25 protein-coding genes and 1 pseudogene are annotated in these 26,896 nt (G+C 68.1%); 10 read left to right on the top strand and 16 right to left on the bottom strand.

The window, feature by feature from the left end:
- Nucleotides 1-83 precede the first annotated feature (83 nt).
- Complete coding sequence (locus tag ABIB25_RS07480) at nt 84-2,090, top strand: amylo-alpha-1,6-glucosidase (protein ID WP_354527800.1); 2,007 nt, start codon at nt 84-86, stop codon at nt 2,088-2,090.
- Between the two features lie 86 nt (nt 2,091-2,176).
- Here ABIB25_RS07480 and ABIB25_RS07475 read toward each other — a convergent pair whose 3' ends face one another.
- Complete coding sequence (locus ABIB25_RS07475) at nt 2,177-2,689, bottom strand: hypothetical protein (RefSeq protein WP_354527799.1); 513 nt, start codon at nt 2,687-2,689, stop codon at nt 2,177-2,179.
- Between the two features lies 1 nt (nt 2,690).
- Here ABIB25_RS07475 and ABIB25_RS07470 point away from each other — a divergent pair, with 1 nt between their 5' ends.
- A complete protein-coding gene (locus ABIB25_RS07470; RefSeq protein WP_354527798.1) occupies nt 2,691-2,990 on the top strand; it encodes a hypothetical protein in 300 nt (99 codons plus the stop codon).
- Nucleotides 2,991-3,326: 336 nt separating this feature from the next.
- Nucleotides 3,327-4,967 carry a phosphoglucomutase (alpha-D-glucose-1,6-bisphosphate-dependent) gene (gene pgm, locus ABIB25_RS07465; RefSeq protein WP_354527797.1) on the top strand — a complete coding sequence of 547 codons (1,641 nt, stop codon included), beginning with the start codon at nt 3,327-3,329 and terminating at the stop codon, nt 4,965-4,967.
- Nucleotides 4,968-5,005: 38 nt separating this feature from the next.
- On the opposite strand, the gene ABIB25_RS07460 is transcribed toward pgm, so the two are convergent.
- The 6 genes from ABIB25_RS07460 to ABIB25_RS07435 all read right to left on the bottom strand — a co-directional run bounded on the left by ABIB25_RS07460 (nt 5,006) and on the right by ABIB25_RS07435 (nt 11,838).
- The gene (locus ABIB25_RS07460) at nt 5,006-6,004 is read right to left on the bottom strand and encodes an ABC transporter ATP-binding protein (protein ID WP_354527796.1); all 999 of its coding nucleotides are present in this window, start codon (nt 6,002-6,004) and stop codon (nt 5,006-5,008) included.
- A 79-nt stretch (nt 6,005-6,083) separates the two neighbouring features.
- Entirely contained in the window at nt 6,084-7,067 is a 984-nt protein-coding gene (locus tag ABIB25_RS07455; RefSeq protein ID WP_354527795.1) for an ABC transporter ATP-binding protein, read from the bottom strand.
- Nucleotides 7,030-7,977, bottom strand: a complete 948-nt coding sequence (locus tag ABIB25_RS07450; RefSeq protein WP_354527794.1) for an ABC transporter permease — start codon at nt 7,975-7,977, stop codon at nt 7,030-7,032. Before ABIB25_RS07450 ends, ABIB25_RS07455 begins: the two co-directional genes overlap by 38 nt.
- Before the next feature lie 7 nt (nt 7,978-7,984).
- Nucleotides 7,985-8,974: an ABC transporter permease gene (locus ABIB25_RS07445; protein ID WP_354527793.1), complete on the bottom strand. Its 990-nt coding sequence runs from the start codon at nt 8,972-8,974 to the stop codon at nt 7,985-7,987.
- Nucleotides 8,975-9,071: 97 nt separating this feature from the next.
- Nucleotides 9,072-10,817, bottom strand: coding sequence for an ABC transporter substrate-binding protein (locus ABIB25_RS07440; protein ID WP_354527792.1), 1,746 nt, complete (start codon nt 10,815-10,817; stop codon nt 9,072-9,074).
- A gap of 82 nt (nt 10,818-10,899) precedes the next feature.
- On the bottom strand, nt 10,900-11,838 hold the full coding sequence (locus tag ABIB25_RS07435; RefSeq protein ID WP_354527791.1) for an ROK family protein: 939 nt from the start codon (nt 11,836-11,838) through the stop codon (nt 10,900-10,902).
- Between the two features lie 213 nt (nt 11,839-12,051).
- Between ABIB25_RS07435 and ABIB25_RS07430 the strand changes: the two genes are divergently transcribed.
- Nucleotides 12,052-13,224, top strand: coding sequence for an ROK family transcriptional regulator (locus tag ABIB25_RS07430; protein ID WP_354527790.1), 1,173 nt, complete (start codon nt 12,052-12,054; stop codon nt 13,222-13,224).
- Here ABIB25_RS07430 and ABIB25_RS07425 read toward each other — a convergent pair.
- Both ABIB25_RS07425 and ABIB25_RS07420 read right to left on the bottom strand, forming a co-directional pair.
- A complete protein-coding gene (locus tag ABIB25_RS07425; RefSeq protein WP_354527789.1) occupies nt 13,184-14,458 on the bottom strand; it encodes a 6-phospho-beta-glucosidase in 1,275 nt (424 codons plus the stop codon). The two genes, ABIB25_RS07430 and ABIB25_RS07425, sit on opposite strands and share 41 nt — an antisense overlap.
- A gap of 13 nt (nt 14,459-14,471) precedes the next feature.
- The gene (locus ABIB25_RS07420) at nt 14,472-15,839 is read right to left on the bottom strand and encodes an ROK family transcriptional regulator (RefSeq protein WP_354527788.1); all 1,368 of its coding nucleotides are present in this window, start codon (nt 15,837-15,839) and stop codon (nt 14,472-14,474) included.
- 198 nt (nt 15,840-16,037) lie between these two features.
- Here ABIB25_RS07420 and ABIB25_RS07415 point away from each other — a divergent pair, with 198 nt between their 5' ends.
- Complete coding sequence (locus ABIB25_RS07415; protein WP_354527787.1) at nt 16,038-17,021, top strand: N-acetylglucosamine kinase; 984 nt, start codon at nt 16,038-16,040, stop codon at nt 17,019-17,021.
- A gap of 161 nt (nt 17,022-17,182) precedes the next feature.
- A complete protein-coding gene (locus ABIB25_RS07410; RefSeq protein ID WP_354527786.1) occupies nt 17,183-18,151 on the top strand; it encodes a putative endonuclease domain-containing protein in 969 nt (322 codons plus the stop codon).
- Nucleotides 18,152-18,215: 64 nt separating this feature from the next.
- On the opposite strand, the gene ABIB25_RS07405 is transcribed toward ABIB25_RS07410, so the two are convergent.
- The 7 genes and pseudogenes from ABIB25_RS07405 to ABIB25_RS07375 all read right to left on the bottom strand — a co-directional run.
- Entirely contained in the window at nt 18,216-18,893 is a 678-nt protein-coding gene (locus ABIB25_RS07405) for a heme-binding beta-barrel domain-containing protein (protein ID WP_354527785.1), read from the bottom strand.
- A gap of 288 nt (nt 18,894-19,181) precedes the next feature.
- A complete protein-coding gene (locus ABIB25_RS07400) occupies nt 19,182-19,478 on the bottom strand; it encodes a DUF1416 domain-containing protein (RefSeq protein ID WP_354527784.1) in 297 nt (98 codons plus the stop codon).
- Nucleotides 19,479-19,536: 58 nt separating this feature from the next.
- Nucleotides 19,537-20,364 (bottom strand): sulfurtransferase, encoded by an 828-nt coding sequence (locus tag ABIB25_RS07395; protein WP_354527783.1) that lies wholly within the window; start codon nt 20,362-20,364, stop codon nt 19,537-19,539.
- 185 nt (nt 20,365-20,549) lie between these two features.
- Nucleotides 20,550-20,645 carry a putative leader peptide gene (locus ABIB25_RS07390; protein WP_354527782.1) on the bottom strand — a complete coding sequence of 32 codons (96 nt, stop codon included), beginning with the start codon at nt 20,643-20,645 and terminating at the stop codon, nt 20,550-20,552.
- A gap of 97 nt (nt 20,646-20,742) precedes the next feature.
- Entirely contained in the window at nt 20,743-21,435 is a 693-nt protein-coding gene (locus tag ABIB25_RS07385) for an LmeA family phospholipid-binding protein (RefSeq protein WP_354527781.1), read from the bottom strand.
- Between the two features lie 46 nt (nt 21,436-21,481).
- Nucleotides 21,482-22,333 carry an alpha/beta hydrolase family protein gene (locus tag ABIB25_RS07380; RefSeq protein ID WP_354527780.1) on the bottom strand — a complete coding sequence of 284 codons (852 nt, stop codon included), beginning with the start codon at nt 22,331-22,333 and terminating at the stop codon, nt 21,482-21,484.
- Nucleotides 22,334-22,440: 107 nt separating this feature from the next.
- Nucleotides 22,441-22,782: pseudogene (locus ABIB25_RS07375) on the bottom strand (winged helix-turn-helix transcriptional regulator); the annotation flags it as partial.
- A 68-nt stretch (nt 22,783-22,850) separates the two neighbouring features.
- Between ABIB25_RS07375 and ABIB25_RS07370 the strand changes: the two are divergent.
- From ABIB25_RS07370 to pstS, 4 genes are all read left to right on the top strand, one after another.
- The gene (locus tag ABIB25_RS07370; protein ID WP_354527778.1) at nt 22,851-23,474 is read left to right on the top strand and encodes a malonic semialdehyde reductase; all 624 of its coding nucleotides are present in this window, start codon (nt 22,851-22,853) and stop codon (nt 23,472-23,474) included.
- Nucleotides 23,475-23,696: 222 nt separating this feature from the next.
- Nucleotides 23,697-24,398 (top strand): winged helix-turn-helix transcriptional regulator, encoded by a 702-nt coding sequence (locus ABIB25_RS07365; protein WP_354527777.1) that lies wholly within the window; start codon nt 23,697-23,699, stop codon nt 24,396-24,398.
- A complete protein-coding gene (gene mshD, locus ABIB25_RS07360; protein WP_354527776.1) occupies nt 24,395-25,282 on the top strand; it encodes a mycothiol synthase in 888 nt (295 codons plus the stop codon). The genes ABIB25_RS07365 and mshD overlap by 4 nt, the downstream gene beginning before the upstream one ends.
- Nucleotides 25,283-25,507: 225 nt before the next feature.
- Complete coding sequence (gene pstS / locus ABIB25_RS07355; protein WP_354527775.1) at nt 25,508-26,800, top strand: phosphate ABC transporter substrate-binding protein PstS; 1,293 nt, start codon at nt 25,508-25,510, stop codon at nt 26,798-26,800.
- The last annotated feature ends 96 nt before the right edge of the window (nt 26,801-26,896 follow it).

The following is a 26,896-nucleotide window of genomic DNA, read 5'->3' as shown; positions in this document are numbered from 1 at the left end:
GAGCCGTGTTCCCCGTCCAGTCGCCACCTGCCGAGCCGGCAGCCCTCGCAGTCGCCTCTCTTCAGCCCCTCCTGCACGACCTCGTGACGTGCGTCAGCGCCCCGACCGTCGTGCTGTCGGGCCCGGATGGCCAGATCCGTCCGCAGGGTGCACAGGGTGTGTTCAGTGCCGACATCCGCGTGCTCGGCCGGGCCGAGGTCCGGGTCGCCGGACTCGACCTCGAACCGATCGGTACGTCCCCGGTCGGGGCAGCCACCGTCGAGTTCGTGTCGGTGATCAGGCCACCGGAGCTGCCGACGGCGGACCCGACCATCTGGCTCCGGCGCCGCCGGACCGCGGTGTCGGACGGCGTCGACGAGGAAATGGAGTTGGTCAACGTCTCGACCAGCACTGTCGACGTCGTGCTCGAGCTGCATCTGGCCACCGACCTGCTGGACATGGAGTCCGTCAAGGCCGGACGGTCCGGGTCCGCGGCGCGCCCGACACCGGCCCCTGGTGGGCTGAGATTCAACTCCGTCTGGGTGGATGCCGTGCTCACCTCGACGGACGCCGACACCGAGATCCTTGCCGACGGTGCAGTTCTGCGCTGGCGACGTACGGTCGGCCCGCGTAGCAGTGGTCTCGCAGCCTGGACCCTGCGGGTGCGGGACAGCGGCGCCGTCGTGTCGGCGGCAGACCCGTCGGCCGGATTCCTCGCTCCGGTGATCGTGTCGTCGGACCGTCGCATCCGCCGCATGATCGAGCAGGCCGTCGGTGACCTCCGCGGCCTGCGGATGACGACGCCATGCACCCCGACCGACGAGTTCCTGGCCGCCGGGAGCCCCTGGTACCTCACCCTCTTCGGCCGCGACTCGATCTGGGCCGCGCGCATGCTGCTGCCGCTGGGTACCGAGCTCGCCGCCGGAACGCTTCGGACGCTGGCATTCCGCCAGGGCACGGTCGAGGACACCGTGACCGCCGAGGAGCCAGGCAAGATCCTGCACGAGATCCGGCGTCCACTAGGTGATCTCGCCGATCCGTTCCTTCCGCCGGTCTACTACGGAACCGTTGATGCGACTCCACTGTGGGTGTGTCTCCTGGCCGATGCCTGGCGGTGGGGCCTGGCCGCCGGAGAGGTCGAGCAGCTGCTCCCAGCCGCCGAGCACGCCCTTGAATGGATGGCACGGTACGGCGACAGCGACGGCGACGGCTTCCTCGAGTACGTCGACAAGTCCGGCCGGGGGCTTGCGAACCAGGGGTGGAAGGATTCGGGCGACTCGGTGCGCTTCGCCGACGGCCGCCTCGCGGTCGGCCCCGTCGCGCTCGCCGAAGTGCAGTCCTACGCCTACGAAGCCGCACTGGCCGGCGCTGATCTGCTGGACGCCTTCGGTCGACCGGGAGGACAGCGGTGGCGGGACCACGCGGCCGCGCTGGCGGCCAGGTTCCGCGAGAAATTCTGGGCCACCGACGAATTGGGTGCCTATCCGGTGCTCGCTCTCGACGGCGGGAAGAACCAGGTGGACGCACCCGCCTCGAACATGGGCCATCTGCTGGCCAGCGGAATCCTGTCGGACGCCGAGGCGGCTCTTGTCGCCGCGAGACTGGTCCATCCCACCATGTCGAGCGGATTCGGGCTCCGCACCATGTCGAGCACCGCCGGCGGCTACTCGCCGCTGAGCTACCACTGCGGCTCGGTGTGGCCGCACGATACCGCGATCGCCATCCATGGCCTGCGGCGCGCCGGATTCACCGATGAGGCAATGGTTCTCGCCGAGGGTCTGCTGGCGGCCGGCGACGCCTTCGACGGACGTCTGCCCGAGTTGTACGGCGGGTTCTCGATGAAGGAGTTTCCGGTGCCGGTGCCCTATCCCGCCTCGTGCCGCCCACAGGCGTGGTCGGCCGCTTCTGCGGTGGTTCTGCTGCAGACCTATCTCGGCCTCGACGTCGACGTGCCGGGTGGAACTGTGCGGATCTCGCCCGCCGAGGGCATCGGAAGCCTGTCGGTGTCCGGTCTGCAGATCGCCGGTTCGGCCTTTGACGTCGAGGTGGCCAGTGGCAGGGGCGACCTGGTCACCAGCACCGACGCCGACCTCCGCATCGAGGTGGGCTGAAGACCCGTAGCGTCCTGCACAGCGATCGCTATAGCGATCGCTGTGCAGGACGTCGGTGTGGTTTGGGGGCGGCGCGGGTCGTTGTGTCAGCCGAAGCAGTCCTGGTTGCGGAGCAACAGGCTGAAGCCGACGACCTTGTCGCTGCTGTCGAAGCGCACCTTGTAGACGGCCTTGGCGTTCTGCGGAACGGCGATCTCGGGGCCGCCGTCCTCCTCGTGCGTGTCGCCCAGCCGGAAGGTCGGGTACGCGGCATGCACCTGCGTCGCGGTCCAACCGGCCGTCATGCCTTCCGGGGTCTGCATGCTCGATGCACTGCGCGGTGAGATGCCGGCGATGCCCAGCTTGGCGCTCATCAGGACGGAACTGATGGGCGCGGCCGCGATGGTGTCCCAGCTCGTGCACGACGTCGTCACAGCCGGTGTGCTGGCGAAGACGGCGTCCAGCTTGGCCGTCGGCTGGGACTCGCCGAGTTCCACACCGAGATAGCCGTCGGGGCCAAGGACATTCTTGGCCGACGAGGTAGAAGTGGTGGTCGATGCCTCGGTGCTTGGTGCCTCCGAGGGCGGAGAGTCCTGCGCCGGCGCGGCTTCCGTGGTCACGGTGGCGGTTTCCGTCGACGTCTGGGTCGCGGTGACCGTGACGCGCGCCGGACTGACCGGAGGCAGCGCCGAGGAAGGGGCCTCCGGGGTCGAGGCTGCGGAGACCGGCGGGCCGGCGGAGACCGGCGGGGCTCCGGAGACCGGCGGATCGGCGGAGAGCGCGGCAGTGGCCTGGCCGGCCGAGGAGACGGGCGCGGCCGACTGCGGCGCGGAGAGGGCCGCCGCAGGTTCCGACGGTGCCGGCGCCGCAGCGGAGATGGAGGCCGACGTCGGGTTGCCACTCGACCCGGCCGAGCCCTGACCTGACGTGGTGGAACTGCAGGCAGCAAGCAGGATCAGTGTCATCGCGGCGGGGAAGACCAGTCCGGGACGGAATCGGCGCCCTGAGCGGCGGAGGCGAGAAGGCAAGGTGGTCATCGTGGATTTGTCCCTCGGTTCGGTGGCCGGCGGCTGGGTCGGGTTCTTGCTCATTCGCCGCTAAGGGGTCTGGTACTCGCTCGGCTGATACGCGGATCTGTGATGGGATCTGTCACCGGAGGGGGCGACGTCCGAGCTGCGAACGGCGGTACCAACCCGGTCGCCCGCTCCGATCCGGCCCTGTGCTGCCGGAGGGTCAGGAGTGCGGTTCAATTCCTCCATGGACCCGCGCGCTGGCCAAGTGGCTCTCTCTTCCGACCTGATCGACGTCGACGCCCTGCTGGGTGCGTACGAGGATCTCCATCCCGACGTGTCGGACCCCTCGCAGATGGTGGTGTTCGGAACGTCCGGCCATCGCGGGTCGAGTCTGGACACGGCCTTCAACCGGGATCACATCCTGGCTATCACCCAGGCGATCTGCGAGTACCGAGCCGAGCAGGGCACCGACGGTCCGCTCTACCTGGGTGCGGACACCCACGCGTTGTCCGGTCCGGCCACGTCGACGGCGCTGGAGGTGCTGGCGGCCAACGGCGTGACCGTGATGCTCGACGTGGCCGACGGCTACACGCCCACCCCGGCCGTGTCGCACGCGATCCTCAAGGCCAACCGCGGGCGGACCAGCAAGCTCGCCGACGGCATCGTGGTGACCCCGAGCCACAACCCGCCCCGTGACGGCGGTTTCAAGTACAACCCGCCCAATGGAGGTCCGGCCGACTCCGACGCCACATCGATCATCGCCGCGCGGGCAAACGAGTTGCTCGCCGCTGGTCTGGTCGGAGTCAAGCGCATTCCGTACGCAGAGGCGCGGAACGCTGATTCCACCGGCTTCTACGACTTCACCGCGTCCTACGTCGGCGATCTGGAGAACGTCGTCGACATCGACGCGATCCGGGGTGCCGGCGTGAAGATCGGCGCCGATCCGCTGGGTGGCGCCTCGGTCGCCTACTGGGCCGCGATCGCCGAACGGCTGCACCTCGACCTCACCGTGGTGAACGAGAAGGTCGACCCGCAGTGGGCTTTCATGACGTTGGACTGGGACGGCAAGATCCGGATGGACTGCAGCTCGCCGTACGCGATGGCCTCCTTGGTCAAGCGCGCGGGGGAGTTTGACATCGCCACCGGCAACGACGCGGACGCCGACCGCCACGGCATCGTGACCCCTGACGCCGGTCTGATGAATCCGAACCACTACCTGGCCGTGGCCATCGACTACCTGTACCGCCACCGAACCGAGTGGTCGCCCGACGCCGGTGTCGGCAAGACGCTCGTGTCGTCGTCGATGATCGACCGGGTCGTCGGCGACCTCGGTCGGCGCCTGGTCGAGGTGCCGGTCGGCTTCAAGTGGTTCGTCCCAGGGTTGATCGACGGCTCGATCGGATTCGGCGGCGAGGAGTCTGCTGGTGCCTCCTTCCTGCGCAAGCGTGGCACGGTGTGGACCACCGACAAGGATGGCATCCTGCTGGCCCTGCTCGCCTCGGAAATCCAGGCTGTGACGGGGAAGTCGCCGTCGCAGCGGTACGCGGAGCTGACCGCGCAGTTCGGTGATCCGGCCTACGCCCGTGTCGATGCGCCCGCCACCAAGGCGCAGAAGGCCAAGCTGGGCAAGCTCTCTCCGTCGGACGTGAAGGCGGATACGTTGGCGGGGGAGAGGATCACCGATCGTCTCGTCGCTGCGCCCGGTAACGGCGCAGCCATCGGCGGCCTCAAGGTCACCACCGAGAACGCCTGGTTCGCTGCCCGCCCGTCGGGCACCGAGGACGTCTACAAGATCTATGCCGAGTCGTTCAAGGGACCCGAGCACCTGGCCCAGGTCCAGGCCGAGGCTCGCGACGTCGTCTCCGCTGCCCTCGGCGGCGCCTGACCTCTATTCGTGCAACCCCCCGGGTTCCGCCGACGGGTTCAGGGGGTGGGGGCGAGGGCGGCGGCCACGTGACAGGCGGCGGCATGGGCCGGGGCCAGGTCGAGCAGCGGCGGCGTCACTTCCGCACACCTGTCGATCGCCACCGGGCAGCGCCAGCGGAACCGGCAGCCGGGGCCGGGGTTGATCACCCGCGGCGGCTCGCCCCTGTCCGACCCGGCGTCCGCCGCGAGCGGGGCCCTTGGGTCCGGAACGGCCGAGACTAGGAGCTGGGTGTACGGGTGCTTCGGGTTGGCCAGCACTTCCTCGGTGGGTCCGGACTCCACGATGTGGCCTGCATACATCACCATCAGCCGGTCCGAAACGTAACGCGCGCTGGCGATGTCGTGGGTGATGTAGAGGAACGAGACATTCTCCTGCTCGCGCAGGTCGGCCATCACGTTCAGCAGTCCGATGCGGATGGAGACGTCCAGCATCGACACCGGCTCGTCCGCGAGGATCAGCGTCGGTTTGTACGCGAGGGCCTGCGCGAAGCCGATCCGCTGGCGCTGACCGCCGCTCAACTCGTACGGATAGCGGTCGAGGATCCCGGCCGCCGGCCGCAGCCCGACCGTCTCGATCACCCTGATCGCCTCCTCCCGACGTTGACTCCGATTCAGCTCCGGGCGGTGCAGGGTGAGCCCGCGCATGATCCCGTGTGACACCGGGTAGGCGGGGTTCAGCGAGGAGAACGGGTCCTGGAAGACCATCGGCACGTCGCTGCGGTACGCCAACGAGTCCTTTCGGGACCGCATGGAGCGCAACGATTTCCCCTGGTACAAGATGTCGCCGGCGGTCGGCTTGTAGACCCGGGCGAGCAGCCGGGCGATGGTGCTCTTTCCGCTGCCGCTCTCACCCACCAGAGCGACGATCTCCTTGGCGTTGATGACGATGTTCGCGTCGTCGACGGCGTGCAGGGTCTTGCGCGCCAAGTTACCGCCGACCTTGAAATGCTTGGTCAGGCCGCGGGTCTCGAGCAGTGGTACAGCGGTAGTCGTCATGCCTGATTCTGCCTCTTCGCGCGGGCGCTCATCGGTTCACGAGCTCCGCTCCTCGCTCGTACCTCGCGACGATGCTCGCTCATGCTGTCACCTCCGCAGGGCGATGCAGCAGGCAACGGCTGGCGACGTCGCCGACCGGATACAGGTCCGGCACGGTGGTCGAGCACTCTTCCATGGCGACCGAGCAGCGTTCGTGGAACCGGCAACCGGTCGGTGGACGTCCGAGATCCGGTGGGCTGCCGGGGATTCCGGTCAACCGGACGCGTGGCCCGCGGATCGAGGGGAAGGCATCGAGCAGGCCTCGGCTGTAGGGGTGGGCCGGCCTGTCGAACACCGTTCTGGTCGGGCCGGCCTCGACGACCTGGCCGGCGTACATCACCAGCAACTGGTCCGAGAAGTGGCTGACCAACGACATGTCGTGGGTGACGAAGACGACCGCGAAGCCGAGTGTGCGCTGCAGCTCACGGATCTGGACCATCAGCGACCGCTGCGCGACGACGTCCAACGCGGAGGTCGGCTCGTCCATGATCACGAGTTCGGGAGTGAACAGCAGGGCCATCGCGATCATCGCGCGCTGCCGCATGCCGCCGCTGAGCTGGTGCGGGTAGCTCTTCAGATGGATCCGGTCGATGCCGACGAGCGCCAGCACCTCGGTCGACCGCTCGGTGATCTCGCGCTTGTTGAAACTCCCGTGCGCCTCCAGCGCATCCTTGAACTGGGCGCCGATGTTGCTGACCGGGCTCAAGGCGTTCATCGCGCTCTGCATCACCACCGAATAGTCGCGCCACCGCAACACGTTCAGCTGCTTCTCCGTCATGGTGACGAGATTCTGACCGTTGAAGACGACACTTCCGTCCGTGATCGCGGCCGGCGGGCTGAGCAACTGCGCGATCGCGAACAGCATTGTCGACTTGCCGCAGCCGGATTCGCCGACGACACCGACGAATTCGCCCTTGTGGACCTGGAGGTTGACCCCGTCGACCGCCCGCACCCCGGGGCCGTCAGTGGCGTATTCGACCGTCAGGTCAGTGACCTGCAGGACTGGTGCGCTTGCGCTTGACACGTCGCCTCCTCACTGGCCGAAGGGCCGGGTTGCTGATCTCGTCGAAGGCGTAGTTCATCAGGGCGAAGGAGGTGCCCAGCAGCGCCACGCAGAGGCCGGGGGCGATGGACCAGAGCGGCATGCCCGTCTGCAGCGCCTGTTGGTTCTGCGACCAGTAGAGCATCGTGCCCCAGCTGATCGAGTTGGGGTTGCCCAGCCCGAGGAACTGCAGACCGGCCGCGGTGAGCACGGAATACAGGGCGGCGCCGAGGAAGTTGGCGACGATCAGCGAGATCATCGTCGGCAGTACCTCGGCGACGATGATGTACGAGCGACGCTCGCCCCGCACCCGGGCGGACTCGAGGAAGTCGCGGTTGCGGAGCGAGAGGGTCTGCGCCCGAAGCTGGTTCGCGCCGTAGGACCACCCGGTGACCACGAGCACGATCAGCACCACCAGCAGCGTGCCCTTGCCGGCGTAGGTGGCGAAGATGATGATCAGTGGGAACGTCGGGATGACGAGGAAGATGTTGGTGATCATCGACAGCACGTCGTCGGCGATGCCGCCCAGGTAGGCCGAGGAGACGCCGACCAGCACCGACAGCACCGTGGCGAACAGCCCGGCGACCACCGCGATGATGAGTGATTCGCGGGTGCCGTAGATCAGCTGGGCCCAGATGTCCTGTCCCAGAGCCGTTGTCCCGAGCAGGTGATCCCCGGAGGGCGGCAGGGCCGGGGTGAACTGCAGCGCGTTCGGGTCCTTCACCGAGGTGAACAGCTGCGGCACGATGGCCGCGACGGTGAACACGAAGAAGATGAAGAATCCGACCAGGGCCTTCCGGCTGTGCAGGATCGAGGACAGCAGGCCGCCGCGACGGCGGCGTGGTTCGTCGGCGGCATCGGTGCCGGCCCCGGCGACGAGCAGTGCGGTCATCGGTATCTCATCCCTTCGTCCGTGCGCGGGGATCCAGCCAGGCGATCGCGAAGTCGCAGAGGATCAGTGCGACCAGTACGGCGACGGTGAACAGCATGAACAGCACCTGCATCACCGGGTAGTCGGTATTGGCGACCGCGTTGTAGAGCAGGTAGCCGAGACCGGGATAGTTGAAGACGTATTCCACCAGGATCGACCCGGAGATGACGAAGCCCAACGACATCGCGAAGCCGGACAGGTTGGGCAGGAATGCGTTCCGGCCGGCGTAGGTGGTCATCACCCGCCATCCGGACAGGCCTTTCGCACGCCCCATCCGCACGTAGTCCTCGGCCAGAGTGGTGATCATGTTGTTGCGCATGGTCAGGATCCAGCCGCCGACCGAGGTGATCAGGATGGTCGCTCCCGGCAGGATGGCGTGCTGCAGCACGCTTCCGATGAACGGCCACGTGAAGCTCGGCTGCAGACTGTTGTCGTAGTTGAAGTCGCTGGGCAGGAAACCGTTGGTCCACACCGAGAACACCAGGATCAGAATCAGCCCGACCCAGAAGTACGGCAGCGCCGAGGTGACGACGAAGATCGGCGGCAGGATGGAGTCGAGCTTTCCGCCGCGACGCCATCCGGCGACGACGCCGACCAGCGATCCGATCAGGAAGGCGATCACCGTCACAACGCCGACCAGACCAACCGTCCAGGGCAGCGCATGCAGGACGATCTCGCTCACCGGCTGGCCCAGGGTGCCTCCGATCGAGATGCCCCATTTCCCAGTGACCATGTTGCCCAGGTAGTCCCAGTACTGCACGAAGATGTTCTGGTTCGGTTTGAATCCGAATGACGTCAGCATCTCCTGGAGCGCGGCGGGCGAGAGCTTGTCCTTCGTCCGGACGCGAAGGGCGTCCAGTGGACTGCCCGGCATGAAGCGCGGGATGAAGAAGTTCAGGGTCAGGGCGGCCCAGAGGGTGATCAGGAAGAAGCCGAGACGTCTCACCACATATCGCATGACGATGCCTCTCTTCCGCTCTCGGGGCCGCCACTGATCCTGCTGTTCATCCGTGCAAACTACCGGCGCGCCGGCAAACTACCGGCCCGTCGACGATTCAGTTCTGGGCCGACTTGGAATAGATGGTGGTCAGCACCTGACCGACGTCGGGCACGTTGAATGCGGCCGGCTGCGAGTAGGGGTTGTCCGGGGTCGGCCAGCCGTCGATGTCCTTGGTGTTGTACTGGAACCAGTCGACGTTCTCCGTCATCGGGATGACGGGTACGTCCTTGATCATCGCCAGGCTGATCTGCTTGATGATCGACACCTGGGTGGCGTCGTCCGCAGCCGGGTACTGGTCCATCAGCTTGTCGACGGCCGGGTTGCTGTAGCGCTCGAAGTTCGTCGCGGCGGTCTTGCCGATCGGGGCGGAGTTCTTCGAATACAGGATCTGCCGTAGTTCCTGGTACGGCGTCGGACCACCCGCACTCCCGTAGTAGGCCAGGTCGAAATCGCCGGTGTAGAGCTTGGTGTTGTAGCTCTGCTGGGCGAGATCCTCGACGGTGATGTTGATCCCGATCGGTGCCAGCTGCTGCTTGATGACAGCCAGCGAGGCATCCCAGTCGGTGTAGCCGGTGACCGTGATGACCGACAGGTTCAGCGGGTTGGACGGGGAGTACCCCGCCGTGGCCAGCAGGGCGGCGGCCTTGGTGGCGTTCGGCTTGTCGTAGCCGGCGGCTGTGACAGCTGCTGCGTCGTAGTACTTCTCGAAGGTCGGAAGGACGATACCGCTCTGGTTGGCGGCCGGCTGCTGGCCGTTCTCACCGATGGCCGCGACCTGGTTCCGGTCGAGGGCGAGGGCGATGGCCTGACGGACGGCCAGTTTGCTGGTGGCCGGGTGCGACGGGTCGTTGTTCGGGTAGAGCGAGACGTTGCTCGTCGGGGGCGACCAGGTGTGGTTGTCGGACGACTTCGCCAGGTAGAACGTCTTGATGCTGGGGATGAACTGGCTGCCCCACTGGGCTTTTCCGTTGGCGAGATCGAGGTTGGCCGGTCCGTTGTCCAGATAGGCGGGGTACTGCACCTTCTGGATGTACGGCTTGCCCGTCTGCCAATAAGTCGGATTGGCCAGGTACTGGATGTTGTTCGCCGAGCACGGGCTGACGGTGAACGGGCCGGTGCCGACCGGGTTGGGGTCGGCCCAGGTGTCCGGGGCGGCTGCGCCGGCGCCAGTGCCGAAGATGTGCTCGGGCACGATGCCGACCTGGTTCGCGAAGTTGAAGAAGTAGGTCGTGGCCGGCCCGGCGAACGTCATGGTGACCTGATTGCCCGCTGCCGTCACGCTTTTCATCCCGGCGCCGGTCCACAGGGCGTACAGGTCGGTGCCAGGGTACTTCTTGAGCAGGTTGAACGTGAAGGCCACGTCCTTGGCAGTGAACGCCTGGCCGTCGCTCCACTTCACACCCTGGCGGATGTCGAAGACGATCGACGTCTTGGTCGCGTTCCACTTGTAGGAGGTGGCCAGCATCGGCGTCTCGGCCTGGTTCTTGAGGACGTTGACGAAGACCAGCGGCTCGTAGACGAAACCGAGGGCCTGCTGGTTGACAGCGGGGTTGAACGGGTTGAACTGGCAGGACCAGGTCTGACCACCGACGTTGGCGATGGTCACCTCGCCGCCCTTCTTGTGCGCCGCGCCGGTGGCGGAACCGCTGGTCGCGGTCCCCGAACCGACAGCCGGCGTCCCGGCCCCGGCTGAGGCGGACGACGATCCGGTGCTGGTCGTGCCCGCCGTCGATGCGCTCGAACATCCAGCCGCGAACAGGCTGACCGCCAGGAGTACTGCGATTGATCCGCCACGCTTCATCTGGAACAACCCCTTTCTCTCTCGGAATGCAATTGCCCGGTTGGTTCCCGACCTCGGCGAGATCGTCGGTGCGACTGGAATTTCAGAGGCTGACCGCAGGCTCTGCGACCGTCACGGTCCGGCCTCGGGCGGCGGCCACCCCCAACGACATCGCACCGCGGAGTGGTGCGTCGAACGGGAACCGGGCCAGGGTCAGCTCCGGCGGGTAGGGCACCGCGGCGTCAAGGGCCCGACGCAGACCGCCGTGCAGCAGGTCCCACGCGGCGGTCATCCCGCCACCCACGACGATTCGTGCCGGGTCGATGGCGATGGTCAGATTGACCAGATGGAAGGCCAACTCCGCGACGAAGTCCGCGATCAGGTGGTCCCACCTGGGGTCGCCGACGGCCTCCGTGAAGACCTGCTCGGCACTCACGAGTCGACCGGCGATCGTCGAGGCCAGGTTGGCCAGGGCCATCCCGCTGACGGCCTCCTCCAGCATGATCCGCGCCCCGGAGGGCTGGGCGACATCGGCGAGATACCTTAGTCCGTAGCCGATCTCGCCGGAGGCACCGTGCCGCCCGGTGATCACTGTGCCGTCGGCAACGATGGCCACGGCCAGGCCGGTTCCGAGGTTGAGGTAGAGACCGGGGTCGCAGCCGACCAGGGCGCCGGTCTCGGATTCCGCCTGCGCCGCTGCCTTGACATCGGTGGCCAGGGCGATCGGGACACCGTCGAAGGCCCGGTTCAGTTCCAGGTCGAGACGGAGGCTGTCCCAACCGGGGATCGCCGGGGCGAGTTCGACCCCGCGGTCGCTGGGGATGCCGAAGGTGGAGACGCCGACGGCGACCAGCCGTGGACCACCCAGTGATCCGAGAAGAACCGAGGCTGCGGTGATTCCGCGATGGAGGTTCACCTGGGCACCGTCGAGCGGAGCAGTCGGGACGACGGTGTCGGCGAGCCGGTTGCCGTCGAGGTCGCACACGGCCGCGGCGATCTTGCTGCCACCGAAGTCGAGACCGAGAACGACGGGTCCTCGCATCGATCCGCCCATACCGTGCACGAGACCTCCCTTCCGGGTACTGTCCGAGTGGTTGTTAGTAAAGTAACCTACCGACCAGTTCGTGACAAGGGCTGGAGCGATGACGATCGAGAAACGTAGGTTGATCGGTGCCGTTGATCTCGCAGAGGAGAACGCAGGGTGAGACTTCCCCAGGCTGCCCGTCTGCCAGCCCGTCCGCAGTCCATCCGGGCGATGAACGAGACTCTGCTGCTCGGCGAGATCCGGTTGCAGCACAGCATTTCGCGGGCCGAGCTGGCGCGGACATGCAACCTGTCGAAGCCGACGGTCTCGGTGGCACTGGCCAACCTGGAACGGGCCGGCCTGGTCAGGGCGTCGGGGGTACGGACCGGTCTTCCGGGTCCGGCCGCCGTCCTCTACGAGATCGACCCGGAGGCGCGTTACGTGCTCGCCCTGGACGTCGGCCGCCAGTACCTGCGTGGGGCCATCGCCGATTTCTCCGGCGTGGTGGTGGCACGGTCGTCCGTGAAGGTCGGTGCCCGGACCGGCCACGCCCAGGTCACCGAGCTGATCGCGTTGGCCGACAGTCTCTGCGCCCGAGCGGGTATCGCCCGGGCGTCGATCGACCAGAGCGTCCTCGGGAGCCCGGGAGTGCACGATCCGCGTCGGGACGTGCTGACGCTGGCCGGAAAGCTGACCGGGTGGGACGCGCCGCTCCTCGCCGACCTGCGGGTGGCGTTCGGCGCCTCGCTGATGATCGAGAACGACGTGGACGCAGCAGCGCTGGCCGAGCAGGAGCACGGACACGGACGCGAGTTCGAGAGCTTCGGGTTCGTCTCGATCGGTACCGGAATCGGCATGGGCCTCGTGCTGGGCGGCCGCCTGCACCGGGGCCACCACGGCGCCGCCGGCGAGATCGGGTATCTCCCACTGGAACACGAGCCGAGTTCCAATGCTCTGGACGCGCGTCGGCGAGGTAGCCTCGAGGCTGCGGCATCCGCCGCCGGCATCGTGCGCTCGGCCCGCCACGCAGGGATGGCCGGCCCCCTCTCGGCGAGACGGGTGTTCGCCGCCGCGGCGGGGGGCGACGAGCGCGCGGTCCTGGTGATGGCCCAGGAAGCCACTCTGGTGGCCAAGGCGATCTGCTCCGTGGTGACTGTCGTCGACCCCGGATTGATCATCCTGGGCGGCGGTGTCGGACGGGCCGATGGCTTCCTGGAACTCGTGGCCGAGGAACTGGCCCACATCGCCCCGGTGCTGCCGGAGTTGCGGGTCAGCGCCCTTGGCGATGACGCCGTGACCGACGGCTGCCTGGCGGCCGGCGCGGACCGCGTGTGGGCCGCGGTCAACGCGGCGCTGTCCGACGTCAGCCAAGGGGGAAGAACGCCGGTAGGAATCGGCGGTTGACGGTCAGCAGCTCCTCCAGCAGCGGTTCGGCGATCTCCCACTGGCGCACCAGGGGGTGCGCCAGCATGGCCCGCTGCGCGACCTTTCGGTCACCGGTGACGGCTGCTTCCACGGCGAGGATCTCGTAGGCCGTCACCGACTGGACGAGGCCGAGCATCTCCGGCGGCAGGGCCGGTACCTCGGTCGGATGGACCCCGTCGCGATCGACGAACGCGGGCACCTCCACCACGGCGTCGTCGGGCAACCCGTCGATGACGCCGTCGTTCCGGACGTCGACGTAGTGGTGGGCGCCGTCGCCCGTGAGCAAACTGGTGACCAGCGCAGCCGCGGCTTCGCTGTAGTACGCGCCCCCGCGCTGCTCGAGCAGCGCGGGTTTCTCGTTCAGCAACGGGTCCCGGTACATCTCCAACAGCTCGGACTCGATGGCCTGCACGGCTTCTGCCCGGTGGCCGCCGGATTGCTGCTGGTTCCGGAACTCCTCGTCCGTGCAGTAGAAGTAGTGCAGGTAGTAGGACGGGATCGACCGGGTGGTGGCCAGCAGCGTGGCCGGCATGCGGACCTCAGTGGCCAGCTCGACGAGCGAATCCCCTTCCAGCATCGAGGGCAGGCGCTCCTCTCCGTCCAGCAACACCGATCGGATCCACGAGAGATGGTTCAGGCCCGCATGTCCCAGGCGGACCCGGTCCGGCTCGACACCGAAATCCTTGGCCAGCCGCCGCTGGAACCCGATGGCCACGTTGCAGAGCCCGACCGCCCGGTGCCCGGCGTGCTGCAGAGCTCTGGTGACGATGCCGACCGGGTTGGTGAAGTCGAGGATCCAGGTGTCCGGTCCGGCGAGCTCGCGGATCCGCTCGGCGATGCCGAGCACCACCGGCACGGTCCGAAGGGCCTTCGCGAACCCACCGGGGCCGGTCGTCTCCTGGCCGATGATGCCGTACTTGTTGGGCACGGTCTCGTCCGTCAGCCGGGCGGCCTGCCCGCCGATCCGCAGTTGGATCAGGACGGCCGCGGCTCCGGTGACCGCGGTGTCGAGATCGGTGGTGAGCAGCAGCTTTCCGGTGAAACCGGTGCGGGCCAGAATTCGCCCGGCGAGGCCGCCGACGATGTCAAGCCGTTCCTTGTCGATGTCGTACAGCACCAGTTCGGTGAGGCCGAGGACGTCCGCCCGACGGGCGAAACCCTCCACCAGTTCCGGGGTGTAGGTGCTGCCGCCGCCGACGACGGTGATCTTCACAGCTGTTCTCCTGTCACGTTCTCGGTGTTTCCGGGGCTGGGTGGGTGTTCTGACGACGGATGGCCGGTCGCGGCGCTGACTTCAGGAGCGGACGGTGCGGTCGGCCGGCGGTGTCGTAGGCGGCCGCCCGGGCGCGGTCAACGGCCATGGCCGTCGCGCCGATCAGGACGGCATCGGCGCCGAGGTGCGAGGTCTCGATGCGCGGCCGCAGTGGGGTGAGCTCGCCGAGGTGCTCGATCACCCGGCCCTGCAACAGGTCCCGGTTGGCCCCGATCGCTCCGCCGAGAATCACCAGAGGCGGATCCAGGATGGGGGCGAAACAGGCGATCGTGTAGGCGATGGAGTCCGCGGTGTCACGGACGATCGCCCTCGCGATCTCGGAGCCGGTCCGTGCGGCGTCGAACACGCCGCGCGGGGACACATCGCCGGTCATCCCGGCTTCCCGCGCCCGAGCCTCGATGTAGGCCGAACCGATGTGCTCGTCCAGTTGGGGGTGTGCGGCGCCGATGCGGCTGTGCCGGGTGGACGGCAGGTGTCCCACCTCGCCGGCCGCGCCGGCCCGGCCGCGGTGCAAGGCGCCGCCGATGACGATGCCGAGCCCGACGCCGTGGCCGAGGGCGAGAAGCACGAAGTCGTCGACGTCGATAGCCAGCCCAGCTGACCGCTCGGCCAGCGCGGCCAGGTTGACGTCGTTCTCCAGCATGACCGGATGGGACAGCGAGTCTGCCAGCGTCCGGCCGAGATCACCAGCGTCCGAGGGGATCCCGCCGGCATAGGTAAGGCTGAGACCGTCCGTCCCGACTGCTCCCGGCACTCCGACCACCGTCTGGGCGAGGTCGTCGGCCGACCGGCCGATCTGTGCCGCCGCGGTGTCGATCAGGTTCCTCACCTGATCGGCGAGATGGGGTGCACTCCGATCGAGGGCCTCTCGTCGGTGCGCTCGCACGACCCCGGTGATGTCCGCGATGTTGACCTTGATCCAGTCGTGACCGACGTCGACGCCCGCCGCGAACGCCGCTTCGGCGCGGACGCTGTAGAGCGTCGCCACCGGTCCCTTGCGGCCGGTCACCGTTCCGGTCTCCTGCACCCACCCGCGCGCGGTGAGGTTGGTCAGGGCCAGTGCGACGGTCGGCTTGGAAAGTCCGGTGCTGGCAGCGATGTCGGCCCGGGTGGCACTCCCGACGCGGTCGATCTGCTCGAGGACCGCTCGCTCGTTGATCGACCGCAACAGGCTCTGGTCCCCGGCTGGGAATTTCGAGAGGGACTTGTCGCCGTCGGGGACTGTTGGTGGGTCTTGGTTGCCGGCAGAGAACCGAGGGAGGGACTTGTCGCCGTCGGGGAGTGTCCGTCGGTCCTGGTCGCCGGCAGAGGTGCGCGCCATGACACCTCCTCGTCCGTCGACTATCATCAAAAAGGTAGGTTTCCTTTCTATTGCAGAATTGGTGAGCCCGCAAGTCGGAGGGTCGGTGACGTCAGCATCCCGGACGGGCCGGATGTGGCTGAAATGATGGTGTTGCAACGCCTTCCGACCGCCGGGCGACACCATGCCCGGCTCCCTCCTCGACGACAGGACCACGCGATGATGTTCGACGGCCCCACTGTCCTGGCCCTGGACGGCGGGAACAGCAAGACCGACGTCGCGCTGGTCACCGCGGCCGGCCGGATCCTGGCCCGGGCGCGGGGCGGCGGGTTCCGCCCGAACCAGGGCAAGGCGGCGGCGCTGGCCGTCATCGGGGGACTGGCAAGATCGGTGCTGGACGAGGTGGGTCTCGAACGTGCCACCCTGCTCTCGGCGTGTCTGGCCAACTCCGACCTCCCCCGGGAGGACGAGGAGTACGGAGGCTGGCTGTTCGGCCAGGGGCTGGCCGAGCGGGTCGAGGTCACCAATGACGTCTTTGCGTTGCTGCGCAGCGGAACCCGGGCCCGGGCCGCAGTCACGGTGGTGTGCGGCGCCGGGATGAACTGCGTCGGCGTCGCGCCGGACGGTTCGGTGGTGCGGTTTCTCGCATTGGGCACCTTCACCGGCGACTGGGGCGGCGGCGGAACCCTCGCCCGCGAGGCCATGTTCTGGGCCATGCGCGACGAGGACGGCCGGGGCGGACCGACCGGTCTGACCCGGGCCGTTGCCGAGCACTATGGACGCTCCTCGGCGCACGCGGTGGCGGAAGCGATGCACCTCGGCGAGATCGACGGCGGGCAACTCCACGAACTGGTTCCGGTGCTGTTCGCGGTCGCGACCGCAGGCGATCCGATGGCCCTCGCTGTCGTGCAGCGTCAGGCGGAGGAGGTCATTGCCTTCGCGATGGCCGCCCTGCGCCGGCTTGATCTGCTGGCGATCGACACCGAGCTGGTTCTCGGCGGGGGAGTCCTGGCGGCCCGCGAGCCCGTGCTGCTCGACCCGATCCTGTCCGCACTGTCCGCCCAGGCGCCACGCGCGCATGTCACGATCCCGGAGATCCGGCCCATCGTCGGGGCGGTCCTCCTCGGCCTGGAGCATCTCTCCGGTGGGGCTCCGGTTGCGGAGGCGACCGAGCGTCAGATCCGCGCCGACTTCGGCGACTGACGCCCGCAGCGTCCTGCGCCCGCCCGCTGCGTCCTGCACCCGCACCCGCTGCGTCCTGCAAAGTGCTCGCAATAGCGAGCACTTTGCAGGACGTTGTGGACGGCTGAGCGCCTTTGTGGATAGACCGGACCCGAAATCGCCGGATTGGCGATCATCGACCGATGGGAACGTCGGCACCTTGGCCCCGGGAGGCCACCGCCCTCTACCGGCACCGGCGTAGAACGTACGTCGCGCGCATCGCCCTTGGTCAGGGGGGATCGATCTCGCGCCGCCAGCTCTACCGGGCCGGGCTCACCCGTTCCGAGGTCTCCGCGGAGGTCAGATCGGGCCGCTGGCAGCGGCTGGGTCGTCAGACGATCGGCATCGGCGATCGGTCCGAACTGGGTCTGTGGTGGCGAGCGCTGCTCGAGGTCGGAGCCGATGGCGCGTTGGACGGTGTCACCGCCCTCGTAGCCGCGGGTCTGCGCAATTTCGAGGATGTCGTTCATGTCTCGGTGTCCAAGGGCACCCGCTATCGGCGGGCGGCCGGCGTCATCGTCCACGAGACGCGGCGTCGGCGGCCGGATGATCTGGTCGAGGGCACTCCACCCAGAGTGCGTCCGGAGATCGGGGCCGTTCGCGGCGCGCTCTGGGCCCGGTCCGATCGGCAGGCGGCGCTCGTGATCGCGATGTCTGTGCAGCAACGCCTGACGACCCCGGCCCCGCTGTGGGACGCGGTGGAGTCGGTCCGGCGGGATCGGCGGCGCACCCTGATCAGGTCCGTCACGGAGGACGTCCTGAATGGGGCGGAGTCGTTGGGGGAGTTGGACTTCGCCCGCATGTGCCGTCGCGCCGGCCTACCGGCTCCTGACCGCCAGGCGGTCCGGGCCCTTCCGGGTGGCAGGGCCTACTTGGACTGCCGCTTCGATCGCTACGCGGTGGTGGTCGAGATCGACGGCATCCACCATCTCGAACCCGACAACTGGATCGCCGATGCACTGCGGCAGAACGCGGTGACGATCGGTTCGGACAGCGTGCTGCGGATCCCCGTCATCGGCCTGCGGGTTCTGGGCGAGGAGTTCATGGAGCAGGTACGCCAGGCGCTGGTGTCGGCGGGTTGGTCGAAAACCCCGTTGCGTCCTGCAAAGTGATCGCAATAGCGAGCACCTTGCAGGACGCAAGCCTCGGTCAGCCCGGCGAGCCCGGCGAGCCGGGTCAGCCGGCGAGGCGCTCGAGGGCGGCGCTTGCGTGGGGGGACAGCTCGATGTCGGTGTGGGCGCGCTCCTCGACGTAGGCGAGGCGGCCGTCAGGGGTGATGCCGTACAGGCGGGTACTGCCGACGACGGGCGGGGCGGTCGGCGTACGCCAGGTCGCATCGGTGGACATGGCCCAGCTGGTCAGCGAGCGGGCCTGTCCGTAGAAGACCTCGATCCGGCCCTCGGCGTGGGCCAGCAGAAGTTCCACCGAGCCGTCGGGCTGCGGTCGCCAGAATCCGACCTCGCGAGCGGCGGGCCGACCCGGGCCGCCGTCGGCATCGAGCAGCCAGATCACCGACTCGTACTTCAGGAACGGCCGGCCGTCGTGGGAGATGATGATGCGTTGCCCGAACTGGGGCTCCTGCCGACCGGGTTCGTTGCCGAACGTCCCGGTGCCCTGCCAGACACCGACGAGCGGCAACAACGACAGGCAGGCGTGATCGATCTCGGGGCCGAGCCGGACGTTTGCGGTGTCAGGGGCAATCGGGACCGCTGGAATGGTGTCGAGGTTCAGTGTCCGGGTGTGCGCGGCTCGCTCGTCCGCGGCCTGCACGGCGGCATCTCCGCTCCCACGGACCACGTCGGGACCGCTCGAAGCAAGAGCTGGGTCAGTGCGGCCGTTGGACGGCTCGTTCACCGATCCTCGTGCAGCAGCCGGTACACCACGTAGAAGGCGAACCAGGTGATGACGGCGCCGACCACTACCAGCAGGGCGGTATAGAAGAATTCCAGCACGACACCACCATAACCCGGCAGTCCCGCGACCGAACCCGGGCAGGTCAGGCCGGCTGCGAATCACACCGGTTGCGCGCCAGAGCACCAATCGAGAATGACAGGGCCAACGAACGGCAGCGGCACCTGACGGTCGTCGTCCGACCACCAGGTGCCACGTCCAGCGAGCAACAGCCGACGAATGGACCAGCCGTCAGGCGACCTGGACGTCGATGTGGTGAATGCCGATCTGCGAGGTCACCGTCTCGGTCCCGTTGCCGGAGCGGGACAGCGCCCGGACGGTCCAGTCACCCGGGGCCGCGAAGAAGCGGTAGTAGCCCTCGGGTGAACTGACCACCTCGGCGGTGAATTCACCACTGCCGTCGAGCAGCCGGACGAACGCGCCGGCCACCGGGCCGTTGTCGCCGAACACGGTGCCCTGGATGATCGAGGCGTTGGTGGTGTCGACGCCCGCGGGCAGGTCGACGGTCTGGGTGGGGGATCCGCACATGGTGGTCTGGTCCTTCGAGTCGAGTCGGGTGGGTGAGCCGGCCGGGCAGGTGTGGCGGTCAGGAACCGATGGCGACGGGCACGCCGATCAGCGAGCCGTACTCGGTCCAGGAGCCGTCGTAGTTCTTGACGTTCTTCTTGCCCAGCAGCTCGGCCAGCACGAACCAGGTGTGGCTCGACCGCTCGCCGATGCGGCAGTAGGCGATGGTGTCCTTGCTGTCGTCGACACCGCTGTACAGCTCGGTCAATTCAGCATCGGAACGGAACGTGCCGTCCTCGTTCGCAGCCTTGGACCACGGCACGTTCACCGCGGTCGGGATGTGTCCGGCGCGCTGGGACTGCTCCTGCGGCAGGTGGGCCGGCGCCAGCAGCTTGCCGGAGAACTCGTCGGGGGAGCGGACGTCGACCAGGTTCTGCACACCGATCGCAGCCACCGTCTCGTCGCGGAACGCGCGGATCGAGAGGTCCTGATCCTTTGCCACGTAGACGGTCTCGACGCGGTCGGGGACCTCGGTGGTCAGCGCGCGACCGTCGAGTTCCCACTTCTTGCGGCCACCGTCGACCAGCTTGACGGCGTCGTGACCGTACAGCTTGAAATACCAGTAGGCGTAGGCGGCGAACCAGTTGTTGTTGCCTCCGTAGAGGACCACGATGTCGTCGTTGCTGATTCCCTTGCTGGACAACAACTTCTCGAAGCCGGCCTTGTCGACGAAGTCGCGACGCACCGGATCCTGCAGGTCCGTCTTCCAGTTCAGCTTGACGGCTCCGGCCAGGTGGCCGCCGTCGTAGGCCTTGGTGTCCTCGTCGACCTCGACGAAGACGAGGCCGGGGGTGGACAGATTCTGCTCTGCCCATTCGGTGGTGACGAGGGATTCCTCGCGGCTCATGATTGCTCCTTGTTTCGATGGCGGTGCACGTGGGTGGCGGTGCTGGGAGGGCTGGAGAGCGGTACCGGGAGCACGACTTGCGGGCTGCCGGCGGCCGGGCCGTCACGCAGCCGGAACCGAGCTGCCGTGACAGGAGGGCCGGGGTGCGGCGGCGGAACCGTGGCGCTGGCGGGAAGGTGAGACAACTACCGCTGCGCGCGAGGGCACCCGGTGACACAACACAGCGCGCTGCCGACCCGAACCAGGTCGACCGCTCGCCGGGAAGTCAGCATTGGGCCCATAACGCCCACGGTAGCAGCCGCGAGGTCCCCCCGGTTGCCGCGATCAGAGCAGGTTAGGACATCCGCCCGGCGCGAAGGGGCGCGAGAAGGCCTGGCTCTAGGCCACCGATCCGATCCGGATGTCGTTGGCCGATGCGGTCAGCACGAGGTTGGCCCCCGACGACACCAGGGTCGCGGCCTGTACCGCGAACGGGAGGTCCTTGAGTGGCAGTGCCAGCGACAGATTCCGGGTCAACTGCGCGATGTTCGGGACCGCTACACCGGCGGCGGTCAGATTCGTCGCGTCCAGTCGGAGCGTCCCGGCGGTGAAGGACGGCACCAGGGTCGCGGTGACCGGGACCCGCGTGCCCGCGATGTCCACCGTGGCCGCCACCCGGATCGCTCCGCCCGGTCCCTCGCTGATGGTCGCGCCGGACTGGGCCAGCGCCGCGGTGACCTGGGAATCGGGGATCACGCCCGTCACGTGTGCCTGCGCCGCCGTCAGATTGCTCGTGTCGCCCTTGACCGCGTCGCCGATGGGGAAGTTCACGTCGTACAGATCGATGGTGACGCCGATCCCGCTGATCGGGCCGGCGGTGACGTCGGACGAGGTCAGGGTGATGTTGGAGTACTTGCCCCGCAGCGCCTGCACCAGGAACGAGAAGCCGTGGATGTCGACGGACGGAGCGGTCGTACCCGTCTGGATCGCGATCGCCTCACCGGCCTTGGACTCGGCGAAGGCACGACCGCCGATGTCGATACCCACCACCACGATGATCAGGATGACGAGGAAGACCAACAGTTTTCGCACGGTTCCGATTGTCCATGCCGTACCCCCTCGGCGGAGGCGGTTCGGCTCAGACGGCAGCTGAGGGAGCGCTGAGAGCATGCGCCCAGCGGGCGATCCGCTCGATCAGATCGGGTCCGGAACCGGATTCGGCGTGGGCCATGCCGTCCTCGATCCACAATTCCGCGTGCCCGGCGCTCGCTGCCTTCAGTGCGAGAGCGTGCGCCGGGGAGAAGTAGTGGTCGGCGGTGCCGTGGACCAGCAGCAGCGGGGTGGAGTCGATGCGTTCGATCAGTTCGAGCGGTGTACCGGGGATGTCGGTCCACGCCTCGCCGAGCCGGACCCCGAGCAGCCGGCCGACCGTAGGCCCGAGCGGGTGTTCCAGCAGCCAGTGCACCCGGCGCATCGGCGCGCTGTCCCGGATGTACCAGCGTGACGGGCTGGAGACCGACACGACCGTGTCGGGGAGATGGTGTACGCCTTCGCCCGTTCGGCCGGCGAGGGCCGCGTGGCGGAGCGCGACCGACGCGCCCATCGAGAACCCGACCACGTGGACCGGACCGTGACCTTCTGATCGGGCCCAACCCACCGCGGCATCCAGATCCAGGATCTCGTCGCGGCCGACCGAGGCCAGCCCGCCCGACCGGCCGTGGCCCCGGAAGTCCAGTGCCACAACGGTTTCGAAACCCGCCAGAAGGTCGATGACGGCGCGGGTGGAGGGTTTCGCAGTCGAGTTGGTGAAGCCGTGACAGACCACGAAGACCGGCCCGGCGCCTTCGTTCCGGACGTGCGTCCCGGCATCGAGGCCGAAAGTGTCCCGACAGGGAACCCGTAACCCCCGCAGCGTCACGCCGTCGGAAGTGGTCACCGTCAGCGGACGGCCCGGATCGGCGAGCGGCGCCCGGGTGCGAGGTCCGAACATGCCAGGACGATTCAAAGCTCGGCGCGGACGGGTTCGGCGCGGACGGGCTCGGCGCGGACGGCGTCGGAAGAGACCGGCTCGGCCGAAACCGGCTCGGCCGGGACCGGCGGCAGGTTCTCGTTCGCCCAGGTGGTGAGTTCCCTCATGGCGGGCAGCAGAGCCTGACCGGCCTCGGTGAGCTGGTAGACGACCCCGACCGGCGGCCCGTCGTGCACCGTGCGCTGCACGACCCCGGCCTTGGCCAACTCGGTGAGCCGTTCGGAGAGCACTGAATCGCTGATGCCGGATACCGCCCGTCGCAGCTCGGAGAAGCCCGCCGGCCCGGCCGTCAGGGTTCCGAGAATGACGCCGTTCCAGCGCTTTCCGAGAAATCCGAAGGCCCGGGCCAGCGCTCCGTCGCAGGCTCGTGGCTCGTGGCACGGATCACTCGGGCTGGGCACGGTTCCCATCCTAGCGGAGTGCTAGGTTCGCCATGGTAGCTTCGATTTAACTAGTAGCAATGAGAAAGGAAGTCGCTATGACGCAAGTTGTCGCCAATCCGACCCGCGTGCACCTGGGGGCCCTCGACGACGCCGGGGTCTCCGCGCTGTTCACCGACGCCCGCACCGCCAACAGCTTCGACCGCACCCCGGTGACGGACGCCCAGCTCGAAAAGATCTGGGACCTGACGAAGTGGGCTCCGACTGCGGCCAACTTCCAGCCGCTGCGGGTGCTGTTCGTCCGCGGCGAGGCCCGCGCGCGCCTGGCCGTCCACATGGCCGACGGCAACAAGGAGAAGACCGCCGCTGCTCCCGCAGTGGCCGTGCTGGCCCTCGATTCGCGCTTCCACGAGCACATCCCCACCGTGATGCCGTTCAAGCCCGAGCTCAAGGACGTGTTCGAGGCCAATGAGGCCGCCCGCCTCGGCACCGCCGAGTTCAACTCCGCACTGCAGGCCGGCTATTTCGTGCTCGCAATCCGCGCGCTGGGTCTCGCCGCCGGTCCGATGAAAGGTTTCGACCCGGCCGGGATCGACGCCGAGTTCTTCCCGGACGGTCGGTGGCGCTCGATCTTGGTGGTGAACATCGGCCATCCTGCCGACGACGCGTACCACCCGCGCCAGCCCCGGCTGGATCACGACGACGTCATCGCCTGGGCCTGAGGGGGGCCGGCGCCGGAGCCCGAGCCCGAGGACGGAGCCGGAGGGCCGGAGCTTGAGCCTGGGCGTGAGCCTGAGCAGGTGCCTGGCCATGATCACCAGCGCGTGACCGGCGCGGGCGTCTTCGGGTACCCGTCTTGGTGAGAGCCCACACCTGCGGACGTTAGGATCAGCGGAGATTGGTGATGTGTACACCGGTGCCGGCTGAAGGCGAGGAAGCGATCCATGGATCTGCTGTTGCTCACCGCTGATCCTCTACCGACCACGGTGCTACCAGCGGTGGATCTGCTCCCGATCAAGGTCCGCGCCGCCGCCCCGGAGGCAGCCTCTCTGGTCACCTCCGGTCCGTACGATCTGGTCCTGCTCGATGCACGCCACGATCTGGCCGCCGCGCGGACCCTGTGTCGGCTGCTCGGGTCCGACGGATTGGCTGTCTCGATCCTGGCGATCGTCACCGAGGGCGGCATGGTCGCCATCGGCCCGGAGTGGGGCGTGGCGGACGTGGTGCTGGCCAGCGCCGGCCCGGCCGAGGTCCACGCCCGATTGCGGCTGCTGGAGTCCCGGACGAACTCGTCGGCGAACTCCGGCCTGATCAGCCTGGGTGAGCTGACCATCGAAGAGGACACCTACACCGCCCGTCTCCGCGGGAGGCCGCTGGAACTCACCTACAAGGAGTTCGAGTTGCTCAAGTTCTTGGCGCAGCATCCTGGTCGGGTGTTCACCAGGGAGCAGCTCGTCACCGAGGTCTGGGGATACGACTTCTTCGGCGGCACCCGAACGGTCGACGTGCACGTCCGTCGGCTGCGGGCCAAGCTCGGTCCGGAGCACGAGGCGCTGATCGGGACGGTGCGGAACGTCGGCTACAAGATGGTGCCGCCGGCCCGGTCCGCCCTCCGTGACGGGTCGAGCAGCACCTCCGGTCTGTGACCTGGATCAGCCGTCTGAGCCCCGACACCGCGAAAGCGGTGCGGGCGCTGGCCGAACGAACCGCTCGGTCGGATGGCACTGCACCGCTGTCCGGTCACATCCTCGAAGGTCTGTCGAGCCCTGGCGACTCCTACATCCTCGCGACGGTCGGAACACAGCTGATCGGTCTCGCGGTGTCCCACGCCGACGACCCGGTTGAGCTTTTCGTCGACCCGGCGCATCGTCGGGAAGGCCTCGGCACCGAGCTGCTGCACACGGCGCTGGCCCGGGCCGGTGCGGCGTGGGCGCACGGGGACCTACCGGCAGCCGCTGCCCTCGCTGCGAAAACAGGGCTGGTCAGGGCCCGCGAGCTCCTGCAGATGCGGCGCGAGCTCGACCCTGGCTGGGCTTCCGAACAGGTTGCCGCAGCGATGATCCCGGCGGGCGTCCGGCTGCGGACCTTCGTGCCGGGACAGGACGAGGAGCAGTTCCTGGGAGTCAATGCCCGAGCCTTCTCCTGGCACCCGGAGCAAGGTCGGCTGGACCTGGACGGGCTGCGGGCCGAGATGGCTCAGCCGTGGTTCGATCCGCTCGGCTTCTTCCTGGCCGTCGACGTGCACGACACGGTGCTCGGATTCCACTGGACCAAGGTGCACGTCGACACTCCGAACCCACTCGGTGAGGTGTACGTCCTCGGCGTGGATCCGGACGGGGTGCTGCTCGGCCGGCCCGTCCGGGGGTTGGGTGCACCGCTGACCGCAGCGGGTCTGCGCTACCTCGCCGAGCGCGGGCTTCAGGCAGTGATGCTCTACGTCGAGGGCCACAACGACCGGGCCCTTCGGCTCTACCAAGGCCTCGGATTCGAGACGTTCGCCACCGACGTCGTCTATCGCGCCCCTCGCTGAATCGCCTCTGGGCTGCTGTTTTGCTGCTCTAACCATCACCGGGGCACCGACCGCTCGCCCCCCGTTCACCTGGCGTTCATCCAGTCCGGCCCGAGTGTCCATCCGGCGCCCCTACCGTCCGAGATGCGTCACCGTCGTGATGCACCGTGCCGCCTTTGGTGTTCGTTCACCGAAAACGGCTGCCCGGATGACGATGAAGAAGTCCGAACCTCGAGAGGAAACAGCGTGCAGATCACGCGTACGAGTGGCCTGGTGGCGCTCCTTGCCGTCGGAGCACTCACCCTGAGTGCCTGTGGCAGTGACAGCAACACCGCCGCAACGCCGAGCACGAGCTCGTCGACCAGTTCCAGCGCAGCCGTCGTGGCCCCGTCCTCGACCGCGCCCTCCAGCAGTGCTCCCGCCATGTCGTCCGGGCCGGCCACCTCCGCCATGACGTCCGGGCCGGCCACCTCCGCCATGACGTCCGGGCCGGCCACGTCCGGTGCGATGACCTCCGGCGCCAGTTCCTCCGCCGCCCCCACCGGCGGCCTGACCTTCGCCGGCTCCGGCTTCACCTGCGCGACCGGCAGCCTCCGCTCGTCGGGCTCCACCGCGCAGGGCACGGTCATCGCGCAGTGGATCAAGGACTACAACGCCAAGTGCGGCGCCACCATCAACACCTACGGCGGTGGCGGCTCCGGCAAGGGCGTCACCGACTTCACCAGCAACCAGACCGACTTCGGCGGCAGCGACTCGGCCCTCAAGACCGCCCAGTTCGCCGATGCGAAGTCGAAGCGCTGCAACAACAACGACGCCATCGACCTCCCCATGGTCACCGGCCCGATCGCGCTGAGCTACAACCTGTCCGGTGTCAGCAAGCTGATCCTGACGCCCGCCGTCCTGGTCGGCATCTTCGGCGGCAAGATCACCAAGTGGAACGATGCGGCCATCGCCGCGATCAACCCGGGCACCACGCTGCCGGACCTGGCCATCGCCACCGTGCACCGAAGCGACAGCTCGGGCACCACGGACAACTTCACCAAGTACCTGACCGCCGCCGGCGGATGGACCTTCGAGGGTGGCAAGTCCTGGACCGCTCCGGGTGGCACCGGTTCCGCCGGCAGTGACGGCGTGGCGAAGTCGATCGGTTCGACCACCGGTGCCATCGGCTACGTCGAGTGGGGCTTCGCCCAGAGCAACAAGCTCTCGATCGCCGAGATCGACAACGGCGCCGGCGCCGTCGAACTGACCGCCGAGACCGCGGGCAAGGCCGTCGCCGCTGCCAAGATCGTCGGCACCGGCAAGGACCTGACCCTCAAGGTCGACTACGCGGCCAAGACCGCGGGTGCCTACCCCGTCATCCTGGTCACCTACGAGGTCGTCTGCTCCGCCGGCAACGGCGACAAGGCCGCACTGCTCAAGTCCTTCCTGGGCTACACGGCGACCGACGGTCAGACGTCGCTCGCCACCATCGGTGCGGCCCCGCTGCCGGCCGAGATCCAGGCCAAGGTCGTCGAAGCGGTCAAGACCCTCGCCTGATCGATGACGAACCGGCCAGGCCTCCCTTCGTGGGTAGGGCTTGGCCGGTTCGTCGTCATCGGTCACCATTCATCCATGACCTATTCGCGGCCCCGA

It is taken from the genome of Nakamurella sp. UYEF19, from assembly GCF_040546275.1.
GTDB lineage: Bacteria > Actinomycetota > Actinomycetes > Mycobacteriales > Nakamurellaceae > Nakamurella.
This window is presented reverse-complemented; position numbering and strand designations above follow the sequence as displayed.

Bases quoted from the DNA above. Each gene is read 5' to 3' on its own strand.
- ABIB25_RS07440 (WP_354527792.1), bottom strand. From the start codon at position 10,817: ATGAAGCGTGGCGGATCAATCGCAGTACTCCTGGCGGTCAGCCTGTTC.
- ABIB25_RS07430 (WP_354527790.1), top strand. From the start codon at position 12,052: ATGAACGAGACTCTGCTGCTCGGCGAGATCCGGTTGCAGCACAGCATT.
- pgm (WP_354527797.1), top strand. From the start codon at position 3,327: ATGGACCCGCGCGCTGGCCAAGTGGCTCTCTCTTCCGACCTGATCGAC.
- ABIB25_RS07420 (WP_354527788.1), bottom strand. From the start codon at position 15,839: ATGGCGCGCACCTCTGCCGGCGACCAGGACCGACGGACACTCCCCGAC.
- ABIB25_RS07380 (WP_354527780.1), bottom strand. From the start codon at position 22,333: ATGTTCGGACCTCGCACCCGGGCGCCGCTCGCCGATCCGGGCCGTCCG.
- ABIB25_RS07365 (WP_354527777.1), top strand. From the start codon at position 23,697: ATGGATCTGCTGTTGCTCACCGCTGATCCTCTACCGACCACGGTGCTA.
- ABIB25_RS07410 (WP_354527786.1), top strand. From the start codon at position 17,183: ATGGGAACGTCGGCACCTTGGCCCCGGGAGGCCACCGCCCTCTACCGG.
- ABIB25_RS07390 (WP_354527782.1), bottom strand. From the start codon at position 20,645: ATGGGCCCAATGCTGACTTCCCGGCGAGCGGTCGACCTGGTTCGGGTC.
- ABIB25_RS07395 (WP_354527783.1), bottom strand. From the start codon at position 20,364: ATGAGCCGCGAGGAATCCCTCGTCACCACCGAATGGGCAGAGCAGAAT.
- ABIB25_RS07370 (WP_354527778.1), top strand. From the start codon at position 22,851: ATGACGCAAGTTGTCGCCAATCCGACCCGCGTGCACCTGGGGGCCCTC.
- ABIB25_RS07435 (WP_354527791.1), bottom strand. From the start codon at position 11,838: ATGCGAGGACCCGTCGTTCTCGGTCTCGACTTCGGTGGCAGCAAGATC.
- ABIB25_RS07400 (WP_354527784.1), bottom strand. From the start codon at position 19,478: ATGTGCGGATCCCCCACCCAGACCGTCGACCTGCCCGCGGGCGTCGAC.
- ABIB25_RS07415 (WP_354527787.1), top strand. From the start codon at position 16,038: ATGATGTTCGACGGCCCCACTGTCCTGGCCCTGGACGGCGGGAACAGC.
- ABIB25_RS07445 (WP_354527793.1), bottom strand. From the start codon at position 8,974: ATGCGATATGTGGTGAGACGTCTCGGCTTCTTCCTGATCACCCTCTGG.
- ABIB25_RS07450 (WP_354527794.1), bottom strand. From the start codon at position 7,977: ATGACCGCACTGCTCGTCGCCGGGGCCGGCACCGATGCCGCCGACGAA.
- ABIB25_RS07460 (WP_354527796.1), bottom strand. From the start codon at position 6,004: ATGACGACTACCGCTGTACCACTGCTCGAGACCCGCGGCCTGACCAAG.